General features: G+C 60.5%; 19 protein-coding genes. 11 read left to right on the forward strand and 8 right to left on the reverse strand.

Annotated features, from left to right (window positions below; translation table 11 throughout):
- Nucleotides 1-1,095: UDP-N-acetylglucosamine 4,6-dehydratase family protein (locus ACM5SV_RS32185; protein ID WP_419425475.1), on the forward strand; the 1,095-nt coding region annotated here is incomplete at its 5' end.
- 28 nt (nt 1,096-1,123) lie between these two features.
- Here ACM5SV_RS32185 and ACM5SV_RS32190 read toward each other — a convergent pair.
- The 3 genes from ACM5SV_RS32190 to ACM5SV_RS32200 all read right to left on the reverse strand — a co-directional run bounded on the left by ACM5SV_RS32190 (nt 1,124) and on the right by ACM5SV_RS32200 (nt 3,440).
- A complete protein-coding gene (locus ACM5SV_RS32190; protein ID WP_128449621.1) occupies nt 1,124-2,398 on the reverse strand; it encodes an O-antigen ligase family protein in 1,275 nt (424 codons plus the stop codon).
- A gap of 329 nt (nt 2,399-2,727) precedes the next feature.
- On the reverse strand, nt 2,728-2,979 hold the full coding sequence (locus ACM5SV_RS32195) for a hypothetical protein (protein WP_128406053.1): 252 nt from the start codon (nt 2,977-2,979) through the stop codon (nt 2,728-2,730).
- A gap of 56 nt (nt 2,980-3,035) precedes the next feature.
- Nucleotides 3,036-3,440, reverse strand: coding sequence for a DUF2934 domain-containing protein (locus ACM5SV_RS32200; protein WP_113546821.1), 405 nt, complete (start codon nt 3,438-3,440; stop codon nt 3,036-3,038).
- A 273-nt stretch (nt 3,441-3,713) separates the two neighbouring features.
- On the opposite strand from ACM5SV_RS32200, the gene ACM5SV_RS32205 reads away from it, so the two are divergent.
- Both ACM5SV_RS32205 and uxuA read left to right on the forward strand, forming a co-directional pair.
- Nucleotides 3,714-4,436 (forward strand): GntR family transcriptional regulator, encoded by a 723-nt coding sequence (locus ACM5SV_RS32205; protein ID WP_222018065.1) that lies wholly within the window; start codon nt 3,714-3,716, stop codon nt 4,434-4,436.
- A gap of 42 nt (nt 4,437-4,478) precedes the next feature.
- Nucleotides 4,479-5,666 (forward strand): mannonate dehydratase, encoded by a 1,188-nt coding sequence (gene uxuA, locus ACM5SV_RS32210; protein ID WP_128449619.1) that lies wholly within the window; start codon nt 4,479-4,481, stop codon nt 5,664-5,666.
- A gap of 252 nt (nt 5,667-5,918) precedes the next feature.
- On the opposite strand, the gene ACM5SV_RS32215 is transcribed toward uxuA, so the two are convergent.
- Nucleotides 5,919-6,566, reverse strand: coding sequence for a TetR/AcrR family transcriptional regulator (locus ACM5SV_RS32215; RefSeq protein WP_128406051.1), 648 nt, complete (start codon nt 6,564-6,566; stop codon nt 5,919-5,921).
- A gap of 132 nt (nt 6,567-6,698) precedes the next feature.
- On the opposite strand from ACM5SV_RS32215, the gene ACM5SV_RS32220 reads away from it, so the two are divergent.
- Both ACM5SV_RS32220 and ACM5SV_RS32225 read left to right on the forward strand, forming a co-directional pair.
- A complete protein-coding gene (locus ACM5SV_RS32220) occupies nt 6,699-7,883 on the forward strand; it encodes an HlyD family secretion protein (RefSeq protein WP_012759910.1) in 1,185 nt (394 codons plus the stop codon).
- 25 nt (nt 7,884-7,908) lie between these two features.
- A complete protein-coding gene (locus ACM5SV_RS32225) occupies nt 7,909-9,498 on the forward strand; it encodes a DHA2 family efflux MFS transporter permease subunit (RefSeq protein WP_128449618.1) in 1,590 nt (529 codons plus the stop codon).
- 48 nt (nt 9,499-9,546) lie between these two features.
- Here the strand turns inward: ACM5SV_RS32225 and ACM5SV_RS32230 are convergent, their stop codons facing one another.
- Nucleotides 9,547-10,416: an aldose 1-epimerase family protein gene (locus tag ACM5SV_RS32230; RefSeq protein WP_419425476.1), complete on the reverse strand. Its 870-nt coding sequence runs from the start codon at nt 10,414-10,416 to the stop codon at nt 9,547-9,549.
- Between the two features lie 104 nt (nt 10,417-10,520).
- Nucleotides 10,521-10,850, reverse strand: coding sequence for a DUF6665 family protein (locus ACM5SV_RS32235; protein ID WP_012759907.1), 330 nt, complete (start codon nt 10,848-10,850; stop codon nt 10,521-10,523).
- Between the two features lie 204 nt (nt 10,851-11,054).
- Between ACM5SV_RS32235 and ACM5SV_RS32240 the strand changes: the two genes are divergently transcribed.
- The 4 genes from ACM5SV_RS32240 to ACM5SV_RS32255 all read left to right on the forward strand — a co-directional run bounded on the left by ACM5SV_RS32240 (nt 11,055) and on the right by ACM5SV_RS32255 (nt 14,116).
- Nucleotides 11,055-12,677, forward strand: coding sequence for an ABC-F family ATP-binding cassette domain-containing protein (locus ACM5SV_RS32240; protein ID WP_012759906.1), 1,623 nt, complete (start codon nt 11,055-11,057; stop codon nt 12,675-12,677).
- Between the two features lie 99 nt (nt 12,678-12,776).
- A complete protein-coding gene (locus ACM5SV_RS32245) occupies nt 12,777-13,169 on the forward strand; it encodes a VOC family protein (protein ID WP_128406048.1) in 393 nt (130 codons plus the stop codon).
- 92 nt (nt 13,170-13,261) lie between these two features.
- Entirely contained in the window at nt 13,262-13,852 is a 591-nt protein-coding gene (locus tag ACM5SV_RS32250; RefSeq protein WP_012759904.1) for a hypothetical protein, read from the forward strand.
- Between the two features lie 99 nt (nt 13,853-13,951).
- Entirely contained in the window at nt 13,952-14,116 is a 165-nt protein-coding gene (locus tag ACM5SV_RS32255) for a DUF1328 domain-containing protein (protein WP_003549551.1), read from the forward strand.
- A gap of 82 nt (nt 14,117-14,198) precedes the next feature.
- Here ACM5SV_RS32255 and ACM5SV_RS32260 read toward each other — a convergent pair whose 3' ends face one another.
- On the reverse strand, nt 14,199-14,558 hold the full coding sequence (locus ACM5SV_RS32260) for a hypothetical protein (protein ID WP_017997076.1): 360 nt from the start codon (nt 14,556-14,558) through the stop codon (nt 14,199-14,201).
- Between the two features lie 20 nt (nt 14,559-14,578).
- Nucleotides 14,579-14,827: a hypothetical protein gene (locus ACM5SV_RS32265; protein WP_128449616.1), complete on the reverse strand. Its 249-nt coding sequence runs from the start codon at nt 14,825-14,827 to the stop codon at nt 14,579-14,581.
- 591 nt (nt 14,828-15,418) lie between these two features.
- On the opposite strand from ACM5SV_RS32265, the gene ACM5SV_RS32270 reads away from it, so the two are divergent.
- Nucleotides 15,419-15,940 carry a DUF992 domain-containing protein gene (locus ACM5SV_RS32270; RefSeq protein ID WP_017957594.1) on the forward strand — a complete coding sequence of 174 codons (522 nt, stop codon included), beginning with the start codon at nt 15,419-15,421 and terminating at the stop codon, nt 15,938-15,940.
- Nucleotides 15,941-16,016: 76 nt separating this feature from the next.
- A complete protein-coding gene (locus ACM5SV_RS32275) occupies nt 16,017-16,508 on the forward strand; it encodes a GNAT family N-acetyltransferase (RefSeq protein WP_128449615.1) in 492 nt (163 codons plus the stop codon).
- The last annotated feature ends 20 nt before the right edge of the window (nt 16,509-16,528 follow it).

Consider the following 16,528-nt stretch of genomic DNA (forward strand, 5'->3'; position numbering starts at 1 on the left):
ATGGTCACGGGTGCTGGTGGCTCGATCGGCGGCGAGTTATGCCGCCAGATTCTGCGCAACGAGCCTTCGAGCCTGATCCTCATCGATCAGAACGAGTTTGCGCTTTATAATATTCATGCCGAATTGCAGAAGCTGGCCGAACTGTACAAACACGAAAATACGCAGATCGTCCCGATTCTCTGTTCTGTCCGCGATCAGGATCGCATGGAACATGTCATGCAGAGCTGGCGACCTCAGACGCTCTATCATGCAGCCGCTTACAAGCATGTTCCCCTTGTCGAACATAATGCCGTGGAAGGCATCAAGAACAATGTGATGGGTACGCTGGTCGCGGCACGCGCGGCGAATAAATGCGGCGTCTCGAATTTCGTGCTGATCAGTACAGACAAGGCCGTGCGTCCGACAAATGTGATGGGGGCCAGCAAGAGGTTGGCAGAGATGGTTCTGCAGGCGCTCGCAGCAGAATCGGCGACTGACAGAATGCGAACGAATTTTTGCATGGTCCGCTTCGGAAACGTCCTCGGCTCCTCCGGATCTGTCGTGCCGCTTTTCAGGCAGCAGATCAAGGAAGGCGGCCCCGTTACGCTGACACATCCTGATATAACCCGCTATTTCATGACCATTTCGGAAGCCTCGCAGCTCGTCATACAGGCCGGCGCGATGGCCGACGGCGGCGATGTTTTCTTGCTCGACATGGGGGAGCCCGTCCGCATCGCCGATCTCGCCCGCAAGATGGTCGAGCTTTCCGGGCTGGCCGTCCGCGACGAGAACAATCCCGAAGGCGATATCGAGCTGTCCGTTACCGGTCTTCGGCCCGGCGAGAAGCTCTACGAAGAACTTTTGATCGGCGACAACCCAGAAACAACCGAACATCCTCGCATTATGAAGGCGCGCGAGGATTTCCTCTTCTGGTCGGAGCTTTCGAAAAAGCTCAACTCGCTCAATGCGGTAATGGATCGGAACGATATGGTCGCGGCACGTGCGATGTTGGCCGAACTCGTCTCCGGCTATTCCTCAACAGGTGAGGTCTCGGATCTGGCTTTCAGCGGCGCCGAGCCAATCCGGCTGCCTCAGCCAATTCAAAGCACGTCGTAGAGTCTGCAGGCTCAAGGGATGCCAGACGTCAGCTCCGGACGACGGGGGCAAAGCGTGTGCTGCCGCGATCCGCACAAATAAGGGCGACGAGGTAAGCGAAGATCGGATCCAAAGCTTTCTGATTGAACATGATGCCAAAGCTGCCCGTGATGACGTAGCTGCTGACGAGCAGAAGAGCGAGCGCAATCGCTAAATCCCGGCCCGGTCCCGCTTCTTTTCTCAACGCGCCTATCACCGGTGTCAGCAGCATCAGCGAAAGTGCCGCAATACCGAAAACGCCGGCGTCGATTCCTGCGGTCAGAAAGCCGTTGTGGACATGCGAGTAAGGCAGCTGCGGCCTTATGTTATCGGGCAGTTCTGCCAAAACCGAACTCATCCGGTTCTGCGGGCCATAACCCGTCAACGGGTCCTTGCCAATTGCCGATAGTGCGCCTTTGTACAAGGCGAACCGGGCACTCAGCGACGTGATCTCGCCGTCGGTGCGTTCGAGCGATGTCAGATTTTCCTGAAGCGCCTGGATGCGATGGAGGATCTGGCCGCTGCCCAGGGCGATAAGTCCCGCCAACAGCAAGGAGCTGGTAATAGCCAGGCTGCGCAAACTCAGATGGAAGCTGTGCTTGCGAAAATACCAGAGGAAGATGACGATATGGATGGGAATGACCAGCCAGGCCGAGCGCGTTCCGGAAAGCAGAACGCAGCCTAGACCGGCGGCATATCCCAATATCGCAATTCTTTGCTCCACGCTTCTGGGAGATTGAACGTTGAGAAGCGCAATGCCGCCGAACAGAATACCTATCACGCCCAGGAGGGCAGCGTTGGACGTTCCAGCCTCTGCTCTCTCCATCAGAAACATGATCTGCAGTAGACTGAAAACAAAGGTGACGATCATGCCGATGCCTGCGCCGAGGATAAAGAGCGGCACGAGACGGCCATCGGGAGATTGGCGCATCCGCGGCAATATCAGCCAGACCGAGAAGAAAGGCAGGAGGCGGAATATCCAGTCCGCTACGTCGGAGTAAGGCGGATTGATGAAGATGCTGGCGATCATCACCAGCGGGTAGATTGACATGAAAATGGCAACCAGCCGGTCGGATCTCGACAGGTTCAAGGCGAGGCGGCCCGTCGCCAGACAGTAGACGCCCCACACCATCGACGCGAGGAGGATGAAGGAGTTAAAGTTCGGCGAAAGCCCTGGAAGGATTGCAAAGAGAAAGACGGCAATGCGGTTGTTTCGGTCGAGTGCGCTTCCGGCCTCATCCCCCTGACAAAGCACTGCCATCTTGAGTTGTCTAAGATAATTCACTTTGCCGGTCCTGACCGTGTCGATGCTGCCTCGCTAAGGATCGCGATCACAGCTGTCAAGCTGTGATGAGGGTGCAATCTATGGCTTTATTCGACGTGGTATTCCAGCAACAGGCGTCCGGACAGACGTGGTTCCATTCGATGATCAGTGGAAAATGGCTGCGACGGTAAGTCCGGCCTCAACAGAAAACACGTTTGAAGTGCGGGCTTGAAGGTTGATAGCAAGCAGCCGACGGGCGTTGCCGAGAGAAGAGGAGGCGGCGACATCCAGATCGGCACGGCTGGTCGAAGAACCGATGCATGCGCCTCGTTGAAGTGAAGCGGCGGCCGCTATCGCCAATATGGGCGTGTCGAACCTTCCGCCGATGATCGACCAAGGAGATATCCAAGCCCGAATGCGACAATGCCGGTGGTGAGCAGCAATGCGCTTGCAGTGCGCGGGTGCTCTCTGGCACCGAAGGCGACGGCATAAGCCTCACGCTTCATCTCTTTGGCCGCTGACTTTGCCACCTTGGTCAATCCCTCCGGCTGCTCAGTGGGCGTTCCGGTAAATCCGGCGTTCAAGTTCTGTTTGTCGACCATGTCGGGTACCTTTCTGAAATTGGCAAGAGGTCTGAGATTGGCGCGAGCCGGAAAGTTCAATCCTGCTCGCGTGTGCCGGGGGAGGCTTCGCGTTGATCGGCGTCCTCGAGATCGGTCTTGACGAGAAATGTATCCGTATGTTGGCGCGAAGCTTCTCGCAATGCTGCGAGGTTTGGAGGATTGTCGGCTTCACCCTGCTGTGCATCGAGTTCATGTTCAGCCAGGCTCCAGTGATGCCCGTGCTTGCCTTCCGGCCTCCCTTCCTTCTCCCACAGGGAATATGCCCTTTTTCGGATCTCTTCCTCGCGGCCTGCTGCCGGCGATCCGCCGCTCTGGCGGCTGACTTCCTTTGAGGCTCGCGGAGTCGCTTTCCGTCTGCCTGCCTCCGCGGCGGGTCGAACTCCCGGTCGGGCGCCATCGGTTGTATTTTCGCTCGTTTCGGGTCGTGCTGGCTTTTTCATAAAAGTCTCCTTGCGGATCTCAACCAACTTGGCCGATCTAAGTTCCAAATAAAGAGCGCCTTGGTGCAGAGATCGGGTGTCCATTTTCTGCGAGGTCTGCCGTTCACCCGGGCTTCGCACCGTAATTGCCGTTCCATGTTCTTGCCTCGAGCCTACGGCACGCGGGTGGACTTGCTCAATTCGCGAGGCGCCGAACCTTGAGTGGCATGTCTTGGCACGGCAACAAAACTGATATACTAGTATGCCACAGAAATTCAGCGTCCTGGTATATCCATGCGGCAAGCATCAGAAACTGAAGTTTTGGTCGCCCCGGCTTTGCGGGAGGTCGGGGGCAGGCTGCGCCGGATCACCACAGCCGGCGCCATCTACGATCGCCTCTATGCAGACATCGTGTCGCTGCGGGTGCCGCCCGGTATGCTGCTGCAGGAAAAGCGGATCGCCGATGATTTCGGCGTTAGCCGCACGCCGGTGCGCGAGGCGCTGCTCCGGCTTTCCGAAGGCGGACTGATCGATATCTACCCACAATCGGGCACCGTCGTGTCGCGGGTGCCGGTCTCGGCGATCCCTGAGGCAGTTGTCGTGCGCAAGGCGCTTGAAGGCACGACGGTCGAGGCTGCGGCGCTGACCGCCTCCGCCACCGATATCGCCCGTCTCGACGCCATCATTGCCCGCCAGCAGGCCCATGCCGCGACTGGCAATGCCTCGAGCTTCCATGAGGAGGATGAGGCCTTCCACGAGGCGATTGCGCAGATATCAGGTTATCCCGGCATTTGGGCAATTCTGAAAACGGTCAAGGTGCAGATCGACCGGGCACGGCGGCTGACGTTGCCGGTGCTCGGGCGTATGGATACCGTAGTGCAGGAACACATGATCATCCGCGATGCACTCGCCGCTCATGATGCGGCGGCTGCGCGCAACGCGATGATCCATCACCTAAGCGCCGTCATTCCCGATGTCGACGAACTGCGCGCGCGTTACCCCGATTATTTCTGCTGACGGCAGGCCAACACGAAACGAAAGACCACGGAAGGAAGAGAGATGCGACAGGGTTGGAGATGGTTCGGACCGGAAGCACCGGTGACGCTGGATGACGTCCGCCAGACGGGTGCGACGAATATCGTCTCTTCGCTGCATCAGGTGCCGATCGGCAGGGCCTGGACAGAGAAGGAGGTGCGCGAACGCCAGTCTCTGATCGAGACGACGCCGGGCGACCGTTCGCCGCTCGTCTGGTCGGTCGTTGAGAGCATCCCGATCCCCGACGCGGTCAAGCGCAAGGGCGGGGAGGCGAAGGCCGAAATCGAGGCGTGGATCGCCAGCCTCGAAGCGGTGGCTGCCTGCGGCATTCCGATCGTCTGCTATAATTTCATGCCTGTCGTCGACTGGACCCGCACCGACCTCGATTACGTGACGCCGACAGGCGCCACCGCCATGCGCTTCGATCACGAGCGTTTCGCAGCCTTCGATCTCTTCATCCTGGAGCGGCCGGATGCGGCCCAGCACTATTCCAGCGAAGACCGCGAACGGGCGCGTATCGTCTTCGAGGCGATGACGGACGACGAGATCGCCGACATTACCCGCATCATCACCTCGGCTCTGCCGGGGTCGACCACCGAACCGCTGACCATTCCGGCCTTCCGGGAAAAGCTGGTCGCCTATAGTGGCATCGATGCTGCTAGACTGCGCCGGCACCTGATCGAATTCCTGGAGGCGGTGACGCCGGCTGCCGAAGCGCGCGGCGTCAAGCTGACGCTGCATCCAGACGATCCCCCGCGTTCGCTGTTCGGTCTGCCGCGCATTGCCTCGACGGCGGACGACTATGCCGCTCTCTTCGATGCGGTGCCATCGGCGGCGAACGGCATGTGTTATTGCACCGGCAGCCTCGGCGTCCGCGCCGAAAACGACCTGCCGGCGATCGCCCGACGCTTTGCCTCGCGCATCCATTTCGCCCATCTGCGTGCCACGACGCGCGAGGGTGACGGCCGGACATTCCATGAAAGCGCGCACCTGGAAGGCGACGTCGATATGGTCGCGGTTCTCAGCGAACTGGTCGCGGAAGACCGCCGCCGCAGTCCCGAAGACACCATCGTGTTCCGATCGGACCATGGCCATCGCATGCTCGACGACCTCGACAAGGTCGTCACACCCGGCTACCCGGCGATCGGCCGCATGCGCGGCCTCGCCGAACTGCGCGGTATCCTGCATGCGCTCGGTGCGCCGCCGAACTGAGGTGTTGTCTCTGGCCGAGGAGGGGGCAAGACGTTGCCACTTGTCTCTTCTCCCCAGCGGGGAGAAGTGCCGGAGCGATAGCGAGGCGATGAGGGGGCTTCACGGCACACCGCTCAATATTGCCCTTCGCTTGCGCTCAGTGCACGCGCCCCCTCATCTGCCCTTCGGGCATCTTCTCCCCGCTGGGGAGAAGGGAGAGCAACTGCTCGCCCGTAAACAAAAACCATCGCGCTCTGAAGCCCGAGCGATGCTTCAGAGCGCGCAACCTTTCAGGAAAAGATCGGCGCACATCTTCGCCCGCGCCTGGATCGCCTCGATCTTCGGCGGCGGCTCCTGGCGCAGGATCGCCGCGCGCTGCGGCTCCATGGCCATCATGCCACGCAGCATGCCGCAGGCCAGATGCGGATCGTCGAGTGCAATGAGGCCGCGGTCGACCTGTAGGCGCAGCCAGTCTTCCATCAGCGCATTGGTGCGCAGGATCGCCCGTTCGTAGAAGGATGTGGCAATTTCAGGAAAACGGTCCGACTCGGCGATAACGAGGCGCATGATGGTGACCGTATCTTCCGAAAGCGTCAGCATGCCGTAAGCCATCAGCATGCGCTCCAGACCATCTCTCAGATCGGCAGCGGCAAGCATCGGGGGATCGAGCGCCAGTAGGAAGCGGCTGATACGCTCGGAGACCACGCTGGCGAAGAGATCGGCCTTGGTCGGAAACAGCCGGTAGAGCGTCTTTGTGGAAACACCAGCCTCCTGGGCGATCGTGGCGATGCTTGCCGCCGCGTAGCCGTTATCGTGAAACTGGGTGTCTGCCGCTTCGACGATCAGGTTCCTGGTGTCGTCGTCACAGCGTATCTGCGGCCGGCCTCTCGGCCTCTTCTCGATTTGTTGATTTTGGACCATGACGATTTTCCAAATTCATGTTGACATCCATTTTATAGTGCATATTTTAGAAAACATCAAGTTTCCTAAATTGTATTCACCCCATTAGAGGCCGCAGCCCTCGTGACAGCGACCGTCATCAGGAGAGAGACAATGACCATCAAGACGCTGCACGCCTTGAACAACAATACTGCCGTCGAAAACACTGCCGAAGCCGCACCGGCAAGCCTGGACGCCGGCCAGCCGCCGCGCGTCGCGGAAGCTGCCGCCACCGTTGCCGAGGAAAAGCCCGCCGGCAGGCGCGGCGGCCGCTCCCTGCTTCTCGGCGCCACCGCGCTCGTGCTGATCGCCGCCGGCGCCTATTACGGCCATGATTACTGGACGGTCGGTCGCTTCCATATATCGACCGACGATGCCTATGTGAAGGCCGACAACAGCACCATTGCCCCCAAGGTATCAGGCTATCTCGCCGAGGTCCTCGTCATGGATAACGAGACCGTCAAGGCCGGTCAGCCGCTCGCCCGTATCGACGATCGCGACTTCAAGGCAGCCCTCGATCAGGCCAGCGCCGATGTCGCTGCCGCCGAAGCCACCGTCAACGCCAAGCAGGCTTCTCTCGATATCCAGCAGTCGACGATTGCCGCCGCCCGCGCGACCGTCGATGTCGACCGCGCCAATGAGACCTTTGCCGAGCAGAACAACAAGCGTTATTCGAACCTCGCCACCAGCGGCTATGCCCCGGTTCAGACGGCGCAGCAGGCCGCCTCGCAGATCGCTGCCGCCCAGGCCTCGATCGTCCGCGACACCGCCTCGCTCGATGCCGCCGTCAAGCAGGTCGATCTGCTGAACGCCGAGCTGGCCCAGGCAAAGGCCGCCCTTGCCCGCAGCCAGGCTGTCCAGCACCAGGCCGAGCTCAACCTTTCCTATGCAACGATCACAGCCCCCGTCGACGGCACCGTCGGCAACCGGACGCTGCGCGTCGGCCAATATGTCCAGGCCGGCACCCAGCTGATGTCGGTCGTGCCGACGACGGCCGCCTATGTCATCGCCAACTACAAGGAAACCCAGCTCACCGACGTCAAGGCCGGCCAGCCTGTCGACATCGAGGTCGATATGTTCCCGGGCCGCACCTATCACGGCCATGTCGACAGCCTCGCTCCGGCAAGCGGCCAGGAATTCGCGCTGCTGCCGCCTGACAACGCCACCGGCAACTTCACCAAGGTCGTCCAGCGCATTCCCGTGAAGATCGTGCTCGACGGTGACGCCGCCGCCAACGGCGACCTGCGCCCCGGCATGTCCGTCCAGCCTGATATCAATACCAAGAACGACCGCAGCTAGGGCCGGGGGACAAGGAGTTCGTGTCATGTCCACCATCGCAGCAACATCAATCGCCGTTCCGCAGCCGAAAACCGGCGCCAGTACCAGGGAATGGATCGCCGTTCTCGCCGGCATGATCGGCGCCTTCATGGCGATCCTCAACATCCAGATCACCAATGCCTCGCTTCTCGACATCGAGGGAGGCATCGGAACAGGCGTCGACAACGGCGCCTGGATCTCCACCTCCTATCTGATTGGCGAGATCGTCGTTATCCCGCTGACGGCCTATTTCAGCAACGTCTTCTCTTTCCGCCGCTACATCCTCGTCAACTCAGTCCTCTTCCCGCTGTTTTCGATTGGCTGTGCCTTCGCCCATGATCTCGGCACGATGATCGTGCTGCGCGGCCTGCAGGGTTTTGCCGGCGGCGTGCTGATCCCCATGGCCTTCACCATGGTGCTGACCAAGCTGCCGAAGCACCAGCAGCCGCTCGGCCTTGCGGCCTTCGCGCTCTCGGTCACCTTCGCGCCGGCGATCGGCCCGACCATCGGCGGTTATCTCACCGAAAACTATGGCTGGCAGACGATCTTCTTCATCAACGCCATCCCCAGCGCCATCATGGCGGTCGCCCTTGCCCTGACGCTCGACAAGCAGCCGATGCAGCTCGGCCTGCTCAGGGAAGGTGACTGGGCGGGGATCATCAGCATGGCGATCGGCCTCTCGGCGCTGCAGACGGTGCTCGAAGAAGGCAACAAGGAGGACTGGTTCTCCTCGCCCTTCATCGTCAAGCTGAGCATCCTCGCCTTCGTCTTCCTCGTCGCCTTCATCTGGATCGAGCTGACGGTGGAGAAGCCGCTGGTCAAGCTGCGCCTGCTTAAGCAGCGCAATTTCGGCATCGGCGTTGCCGTCAACGTGCTGGTCGGCGTCGCCCTTTTCGGCACCGTCTATATCCTGCCGCAATATCTCGGCCAGGTGCAGCGCTATAATGCCGAGCAGATCGGCAACGTGCTGGCATGGACCGGCCTGCCGCAGCTGCTTTTGATCCCGCTCGTGCCGATGATGATGAAGCGCTTCGATGCGCGTTACATCGGCTTCCTCGGCATCTCGATCTTCGCGATCAGCTGCTTCATGAACATCACCTTGTCAGCCGATACCGCAGGCGACCAGTTCTGGATCCCGAACATCGTCCGCGCCATCGGCCAGGCGCTGGTGCTGACGCCGATCACCGCGATCACCACTGCCGGCATCGCGCCTTCGGATGCGGCCGCCGCCTCGGGCCTGACCAACATGCTGCGCAATCTCGGCGGCGCCGTCGGCACGGCAACGCTCGGCACGGTGCTGACCAAACGCGAGCAGTTTCACTCGAACATCATCGGCCAGTCGGTGACGCTCGGCCGTGACGAAGTGCGCAACCGCCTCGACCAGTTGACAGGCTACTTCCTGCAGCATGGTGTTTCCGACCATGCCGTAGCAACCCAGAAGGCTATCGTGGCGCTTGGGCAGGTCGTCAAACGCCAGGCCCTGATCCTCGGTTTTGCCGATACCTTCGCCGTCATCGGCGTGGTTCTTGCCATTGCAGCCATCGCCCTTCTGCTCACCCAAAAACCGCGGGCCGGTGGTGGCGCCGGCGCTCATTGAAGACCCCTGGCGCTCGCCCGGCTTCCCGGCGAGCGCTTCTGTCTGTCCCTATTCCGAAATTTTGACGGTGAAGGCGAAGCTCGCCACGGCGCCCGGCGCCAGGATCGTGGTCGACGGCCTCTTCGAAAGCTCGCTCGAGCCCCCCGCTTCCGCAGCCGTTCCGTGCCAGGGCTCGATGCAGAGGAAGGGCGCGCCCGGTTTGGTCCATAACGCAAGGTTGGGCGGGTTTTCGAAATGGAACTGCATGGTCGGCCCGTCTTCGGCGCCATAAGTCAGCCCTTCGCCCGCACCATCAGGGAAAATCATCGCATCCTGCTCGAACATCGAATGATCGAGCACCAGCCGGCCGGCTTTGAATGGGGAGGGCAGGGCCGCAGGGTTGATGAGGCCGCCTTCCAGCCGCACAAGCGCCGGCTCGCCTTCATTGTCGAGCGTGACGACGTGGTCGCGGCCGGAAGTACCGGGCAATGGCCAGGCGAAGGCCGAATGGAAGCCGAGACCGAAGGGCATTGCTTTCCGGTCGCGATTGGTAACCTCCGCCGTGACAGTCAACGCGTGACCCTCCACCGCATGCACGACGGCCAGCTGAAAATCGAAAGGATACACCGCCCGGGTCGCATCCGAGGCGACCAGTTCGAACCGGCACATCGTCTCGGTGGAGGCCGCAAGGGTGAATTCGCTGCGACGGGCAAAACCATGCTGGGCCATCGGATAAACCGTGCCGTCGATCGTTACCTTGTCATCCGGGGCCTTGCCGACGATCGGAAACAGGATCGGTGACCGCCCGGTCCAGAAGGCTGCGTCGCCGGTCCATAACCAAGAGCGCCCGTCGCTTGACGTGAGCGACTGCATCTCGGCGCCGAGGGAGGAGACATCGACGGTGAGATCCTGATTCCCGATCCGGATTGAGATTGGCATCGCGTTTCCTTTCGCATTGGTTCCGCATCAAGCCATACCGTTCCGCCCCGGCGATTTCCACCCAATAGCGAGGCTGGACGGCTGCCACACCAGCCGTCGCCGCGCTATTTTCGCACTGCGCCCAATCTCGCGATTACTTCGTTGGGGATGCCGTAACGCTGGATGGCGTCGCGGTTGTTGCGCAAGCCGCAGATCTCACGCTGGATGAAGAATGCCCAGACGGCGTCTGATGCTTCATTGAGAAGCCTCTCGCGTTCCTCAGCGCTCTGGCGATCGGGAGCCCAGGCCTTCAGGGCGGCAAGCGTCGCCTCCACCTTCAGTCCGTGACGTCCAAGCGAATCCGCGCGTTCCGACATCAGCTCGTATTCGAGGACGTTGAAACCGTTTTTATTCTGCTCGGATGGTCTGAAGGACTGCGGCGGACGAACGCTCATTGGCGCGAGTTCCCGTTGGTGTGAGCCGCGATATTATCCAATCCTGTTGCAAATTAAAGAAGGTGAGCATGATGTGGTTCGAAAACCGCTCAGGCTTTTCGGCATCATATTCTTGATCGAGAGGGTGGGAAACAGGGCTATCCTGCGCTTTCCCCGCATGGCATAAGCGCGCCAAAATCTCCTTCTCCAGGCGCCGCGTAAATCATGATCCGTATCGAAAATATCAGCAAGCAGCTCAGCCACCGTATCCTCTTCATCGAGGCATCCGCGGCTCTTAACAGAGGCGAGAAGATCGGCCTTGTTGGTCCGAACGGCGCCGGCAAGACAACGGTCTTCCGGATGATCAACGGCGAGGAGCAGCCCGACGAGGGGCAGGTCTCCGTCGAGAGGGGCGTCACCATCGGCTATTTCAACCAGGATGTCGGCGAGATGGCCGGCCACAGCGCCGTCGCCGAGGTGATGAACGGCGCCGGTCCGGTCAGCATCGTTGCCGGCGAATTGCGCGATCTGGAGGCGGCCATGGCCGATCCCGAACAAGCCGACAACATGGAAGAGATCATCGAGCGTTACGGCGAGGTGCAGGCGCGTTACGAGGAACTGGACGGTTATGCGCTCGAAGGCCGCGCCCGCGAAGTGCTCGCGGGGCTGAGCTTCAGCCAGGAGATGATGGACGGCGATGTCGGTGCGCTGTCGGGCGGCTGGAAGATGCGCGTGGCGCTTGCCCGCATTCTCCTCATGCGTCCCGATGTCATGCTGCTCGACGAACCGAGCAACCATCTGGATCTCGAAAGCCTGATCTGGTTGGAGGAATTCCTGAAAGGTTATGAGGGCGCGCTGCTGATGACCTCGCACGACCGCGAGTTCATGAACCGCATCGTCACCAAGATCATCGAGATCGATGCGGGCACGCTGACGGCCTATTCCGGCGACTATGAATTCTACGAGCAGCAGCGGGCGCAGAACGAGAAGCAGCAGCAGGCCCAGTTCGAACGCCAGCAGGCGATGCTCGCCAAGGAAATCAAGTTCATCGAGCGGTTCAAGGCGCGCGCCTCGCATGCCTCGCAGGTGCAGAGCCGGGTGAAGAAGCTGGAGAAGATCGACCGGGTGGAGCCGCCCAAGCGCCGCCAAATCGTTTCCTTCGAGTTCCAGCCGGCGCCGCGCTCCGGCGAAGACGTGGTCAACCTGAAGAACGTTCACAAGAAATACGGCAGCCGAAGCATCTATGAGGGGTTCGACTTCGTCGTGCGGCGCCGGGAGCGCTGGTGCATCATGGGCATCAACGGCGCCGGCAAGTCGACGCTGCTGAAGCTGGTAACGGGCTCGACCGCGCCTGATCAGGGCAGCGTTGCGCTGGGCGCCAGCGTCAAGATGGGTTATTTCGCCCAGCACGCCATGGATATTCTCGACGGCGAGCGGACCGTCTTCCAGATGCTGGAAGACCAGTTTCCCCAGGCCGGGCAGGGGCCTTTGCGCGCGCTGGCCGGATGCTTCGGTTTCTCCGGCGACGATGTCGAGAAGCGGTGCCGGGTCCTGTCAGGCGGCGAGAAGGCGCGGCTGGTCATGGCGATCATGCTGTTCGACCCGCCGAACCTGCTCGTGCTCGACGAACCGACGAACCATCTCGACCTCGACACCAAGGAGATGCTGATCAAGGCACTGTCGCAATATGAGGGCACGATGCTGTTCGTTTCGCACGATCGGCATTTCCTGGCAGCACTCTCCAACCGGGTGCTGGAACTGACGCCCGAGGGTGTCCACCAATATGGCGGCGGCTACACCGAATATGTAGCGCGCACCGGCCACGAGGCGCCCGGCCTGCGAAGCTGACGGTTTTTTGCGCAGCATGTCGAAACCGTCAGCGTCGAATCGACAAGCGGAGAGCAGGCCAGCGATATCGGTTGGCCGCTCGAAGCAACGGAGGAGAAAATGCGCATGCTGTTGGATCGGATCGAGGTCGTCACCCTGTTCGTCGATGATATCGACGAGGCCAAAGCGTTCTACCAAAAGGTCTTTGCGCTCGACGTCGTTTATGAAGACGCGGTATCCTCTGTCCTGAAATTCTCGGGAACGATGATCAACTTGCTCGATGCAGCGCAGGCGCCTCAGCTGGTCGAGCCATCCGCCGTGTCAGCCCCCGGTTCGGGCGCACGCATCCTGCTGACGATCAAGGTCGATGACGTCGATTCGGTTTGCGCGGAGCTGCAGAAACTCGGGGTTGCGCTGCTCAATGGTCCGATCGATCGTCCATGGGGCCGCCGCACCGCGGCCTTTGCGGATCCGTCAGGCCATGTCTGGGAGGTCGCGCACGAATTGCGCTAACCCCTCTCGTGCGATTTAAGTTTTGCCGTCATCGGCCTTACGGACGGGCCGCTTCTTCCAAGCGAAGAGCGGATTCGACGGCTATTGCCACGATGATGACCAAATTCCGTGGTGTTCGGAGGCCTCTTCATGCAATCGGGGACGGGCGCATCGGCATGGACTGGATCAATCGTTATATCGATCAGCCGCTACTGCACGGCGCGGCGGGTTTGTTGCGGAGTTGGCATCTCCGCACGCGGCAACCGCCGGAGCTGCTGGAGCCGACATGGAATCTCGTCGTGCTCTCCTTTCTGCTGATCGCGAGCGGGCAGGTTATGGCCGGCAAACCTTTTGCGCTCAGTGTCGCCGCGCTGATCATGCTGGCGCTGCCGTCTGCGCGAAAGCTGCTTTCGGCTGTGAAGGCAGGGCAAGGCGGGTACGGCGCCCGGGAGTACAAGTCGCTGAGAGCGCGCGCCATCGCCAAACGTGAGGCGGAGTGGTCGGTGCGGATCATCGTCCTCTTTGCATCGGCCTGCCTTCCGTTCATCGCCCGCATCGACGATCCGGTGGGAGCCTGTTTCATGTTGGGAGCCAGCATCTGGTTCGTGCTGACCGGGCCGCTCAAGGCCTATCTCGATGCAGCCGAACCTCCCGAGCCGAATGAAGGCGACCGGACGTACAGCGGCGCCTTTCATTTCGGCTGAAGGGAGCCGATGCGACGCCGCATGTCCCGGCCATCAGACGGACGGGAACCAAATGCGGCCGTCTCCGTTATCTCCGCAGCAACGTACAAGGAGATTGCGATGCTTTACTACGCTCTGGTGTTTCTCGTGGTGGCCTTGATTGCCGGCGTCCTCGGATTTGGCGGCATCGCAGGGGCGTCAGCTTCCATTGCCCAGGTTCTGTTCTTCATTTTCCTGGTGCTGTTCGTCGTATCGCTCGTCATGCGACTGATGCGAAAAGTATAACGCGGACAGATTAAAGTATAAAAACCCGGCGAAGCACATCGCCGGGTTTTTCTTTATTGCCACATTCGGTTTCATGTCTCCGTCACTGAAGGCTTCCGTCCCGGTCGTGGTCGGCTGTCGCGAAATCCGCCATCACCCGCTGCATGAATTCGCTTCGGCTGATCCGGCCGTTATGGTTCGCGTCGGTCAAAGTGAATTGCTCGACCGTCAGGATCTGCACCGTCTCGTCGGACTGCAGGCTGCCGTCCTTGTTCTTGTCGAGACTTCCGAAAGCTGAGCCCATGAAGGTCTCGTATTCCGATCGGTCGACGGTCTTGCTGGTATTTGCGTCAAGCCGATCCATCTGGCCCTGATACATCGATCCGGGCTGTTGCTGTTGTTGCGCAACTGCCCCAACGCATTGGCACAGTATGAATGTGGTCACCAAAGCCAAAGTTTTCATCGCTTGATATCCCTCCCCAATTATCGGCAAGCCAGGCGGTTACCCACGAAGCCGCCGCCGCCTATGCCGGCGCCGACAGCAAGCACCTGCCCGGTTCCGGCGCCGATCGTGCTGCCGATCAAGCCACCGACAATCGCGCCGCCGACGGTTCCGGCGATGCAGCCGAATTCGGAATTACGATCCGAGACGGCCTGCGACGTCGGGCCGGACTGGCAGGCGGAGACGGCAAGGCATCCCGCCAGTATGATGTTTATCCTGCGTATGCGCATCTTTCCCTCCCGATAAAATTACCCGTTATCTCCAATAGAGATCGGCGGGCGTACGATTGTCCGGCCCCCGCGAAAATATCGCCTGATTATATTTCTTAAATTCAGACTTAGTTTCTGTTCGAGCAGAAGCAGAAATCCGGAAAACAAGCGGAAATGCTGCGGCAATGCCAAGCAATCATGCTGTTTTCTCTCCAGTTGCACTGCTGCATGGAGAGTATCTTCGATACAGTACAGCTATCTATACGGCATGGCAACCTGCGCGATCATCGATGCTTATCCAAATAGGGGCGCCTGCGATGTGCATGATACCGCTCGTCGAGAGTTGACGGCGACCAGGATCGTGCCTTTCCGGCAACCATCCCTGACAACATCGTGAAATAACCGGATGACGCGAAAAGATGCCTTCGAAATGTCCCAATGGGAGCTGAACCGTAAGCGTGTTTATCGCTTGCGCCCTCCCAGGCGCTTTGACATGCGATGCGTAAATGATGCCGGTTCGGGATCGTTTTGCGGTTCCGTCCGTTATCTGTTGCCGAATCTGGTGGCGAGTAGCCGGGTATGCTCCCGTCACGATTTGAGAAGGAGAGACTTATGAACAAAATTCTTGCGACGGCTTTTGCCGCGGTATCGTTGACGTTTGTCGGCGCTGGGGCGGTCAATGCCGCCGATCTCGGCACCAGGACATATGAGGAGCCGGACCTCCGCAATGGCGTGAAGATCGGTTACCTCACCTGCGATATCGGTGGCGGCACGGGTTACGTGCTCGGTTCCTCCAAAGAGGCCGACTGCATCTTCCAGTCGACCGTCGGCAACGAACTTTCGGATCGTTATACGGGTGAAATGAGAAAGCTGGGCATCGACCTTGGCTTCACCACGCGCAGCCGCCTGATCTGGGCCGTGTTCGCGCCGACGGCCGGCTATCACCGCGGATCGCTCGCCGGCCTCTACGTCGGCGCCACCGCCGAAGCGACGCTCGGCGCCGGTGTCGGCGCCAATCTCCTGGTTGGCGGCACCTCCGGCTCGATCCATCTGCAGACGGTCAGCCTGACCGGTCAGCTCGGCCTCAACGTTGCGGCCGGCAGCGCCTCGATGACGCTTACACCAGCGAATTGATATGGCCTTGTGACGTCCCCTGCCGCGTCGCAGCAGGGGACGTCATCTCGTCCGAGGCACGATTTTGCACCCTCGCATGCCCAAGCCGGATCACGACATGATGGATATTCGAATGTCAACGCCCAGCGAGGACGAGATCCTGGTTGGGCACTATCTGAAGATCTGGGACAGCTACGGCACACCACCGGAACATTACAGGCCTGATGCGGCGGCGCGGATTTTATCTTTCATCAGAAGCGGTCGCGAAGAGCGCCGCCTGACCTCGTTCCTTGCCATCGTCGACGGCGACATCGCCGGTTCCGCATCCTGCCAGCTGCACCAATCGCCGTTTCCGGAGGTTATTCAGCCGGAACAGCGGCTGCACGGTTACATCTGGTCCGTCTATGTTGCCGACGCCTTCCGCCGGCGCGGCATCGCACTGGCGTTGACCAACAAGGCTGTCGACTATCTAAAATCGATCGGCTGCACGACCGCTGTCATCCATGCCTCGGATGCCGGCGAGCACGTCTATCGGGCCACTGGTTTCGAACTGGCTAAGGAAATGCGCCTGAAGTTTTCGGCGGAATAGCGACCGGCGATCGCCGGGGC

This window comes from Rhizobium sp. CRRU65 (assembly GCF_048551595.1).
In the GTDB taxonomy this organism is placed as follows: domain Bacteria; phylum Pseudomonadota; class Alphaproteobacteria; order Rhizobiales; family Rhizobiaceae; genus Rhizobium; species Rhizobium leguminosarum_J.

What these genes read in the sequence shown, in the direction of transcription:
- ACM5SV_RS32275 (WP_128449615.1), top strand. Translation starts at nt 16,017, where the DNA reads ATGCCCAAGCCGGATCACGACATGATGGATATTCGAATGTCAACGCCC.
- ACM5SV_RS32205 (WP_222018065.1), top strand. Translation starts at nt 3,714, where the DNA reads ATGCGGCAAGCATCAGAAACTGAAGTTTTGGTCGCCCCGGCTTTGCGG.
- ACM5SV_RS32230 (WP_419425476.1), bottom strand. Translation starts at nt 10,416, where the DNA reads ATGCCAATCTCAATCCGGATCGGGAATCAGGATCTCACCGTCGATGTC.
- ACM5SV_RS32225 (WP_128449618.1), top strand. Translation starts at nt 7,909, where the DNA reads ATGTCCACCATCGCAGCAACATCAATCGCCGTTCCGCAGCCGAAAACC.
- ACM5SV_RS32215 (WP_128406051.1), bottom strand. Translation starts at nt 6,566, where the DNA reads ATGGTCCAAAATCAACAAATCGAGAAGAGGCCGAGAGGCCGGCCGCAG.
- ACM5SV_RS32245 (WP_128406048.1), top strand. Translation starts at nt 12,777, where the DNA reads ATGCGCATGCTGTTGGATCGGATCGAGGTCGTCACCCTGTTCGTCGAT.
- uxuA (WP_128449619.1), top strand. Translation starts at nt 4,479, where the DNA reads ATGCGACAGGGTTGGAGATGGTTCGGACCGGAAGCACCGGTGACGCTG.
- ACM5SV_RS32200 (WP_113546821.1), bottom strand. Translation starts at nt 3,440, where the DNA reads ATGAAAAAGCCAGCACGACCCGAAACGAGCGAAAATACAACCGATGGC.
- ACM5SV_RS32195 (WP_128406053.1), bottom strand. Translation starts at nt 2,979, where the DNA reads ATGGTCGACAAACAGAACTTGAACGCCGGATTTACCGGAACGCCCACT.
- ACM5SV_RS32260 (WP_017997076.1), bottom strand. Translation starts at nt 14,558, where the DNA reads ATGAAAACTTTGGCTTTGGTGACCACATTCATACTGTGCCAATGCGTT.
- ACM5SV_RS32235 (WP_012759907.1), bottom strand. Translation starts at nt 10,850, where the DNA reads ATGAGCGTTCGTCCGCCGCAGTCCTTCAGACCATCCGAGCAGAATAAA.
- ACM5SV_RS32265 (WP_128449616.1), bottom strand. Translation starts at nt 14,827, where the DNA reads ATGCGCATACGCAGGATAAACATCATACTGGCGGGATGCCTTGCCGTC.
- ACM5SV_RS32240 (WP_012759906.1), top strand. Translation starts at nt 11,055, where the DNA reads ATGATCCGTATCGAAAATATCAGCAAGCAGCTCAGCCACCGTATCCTC.
- ACM5SV_RS32270 (WP_017957594.1), top strand. Translation starts at nt 15,419, where the DNA reads ATGAACAAAATTCTTGCGACGGCTTTTGCCGCGGTATCGTTGACGTTT.
- ACM5SV_RS32220 (WP_012759910.1), top strand. Translation starts at nt 6,699, where the DNA reads ATGACCATCAAGACGCTGCACGCCTTGAACAACAATACTGCCGTCGAA.
- ACM5SV_RS32250 (WP_012759904.1), top strand. Translation starts at nt 13,262, where the DNA reads ATGATGACCAAATTCCGTGGTGTTCGGAGGCCTCTTCATGCAATCGGG.
- ACM5SV_RS32255 (WP_003549551.1), top strand. Translation starts at nt 13,952, where the DNA reads ATGCTTTACTACGCTCTGGTGTTTCTCGTGGTGGCCTTGATTGCCGGC.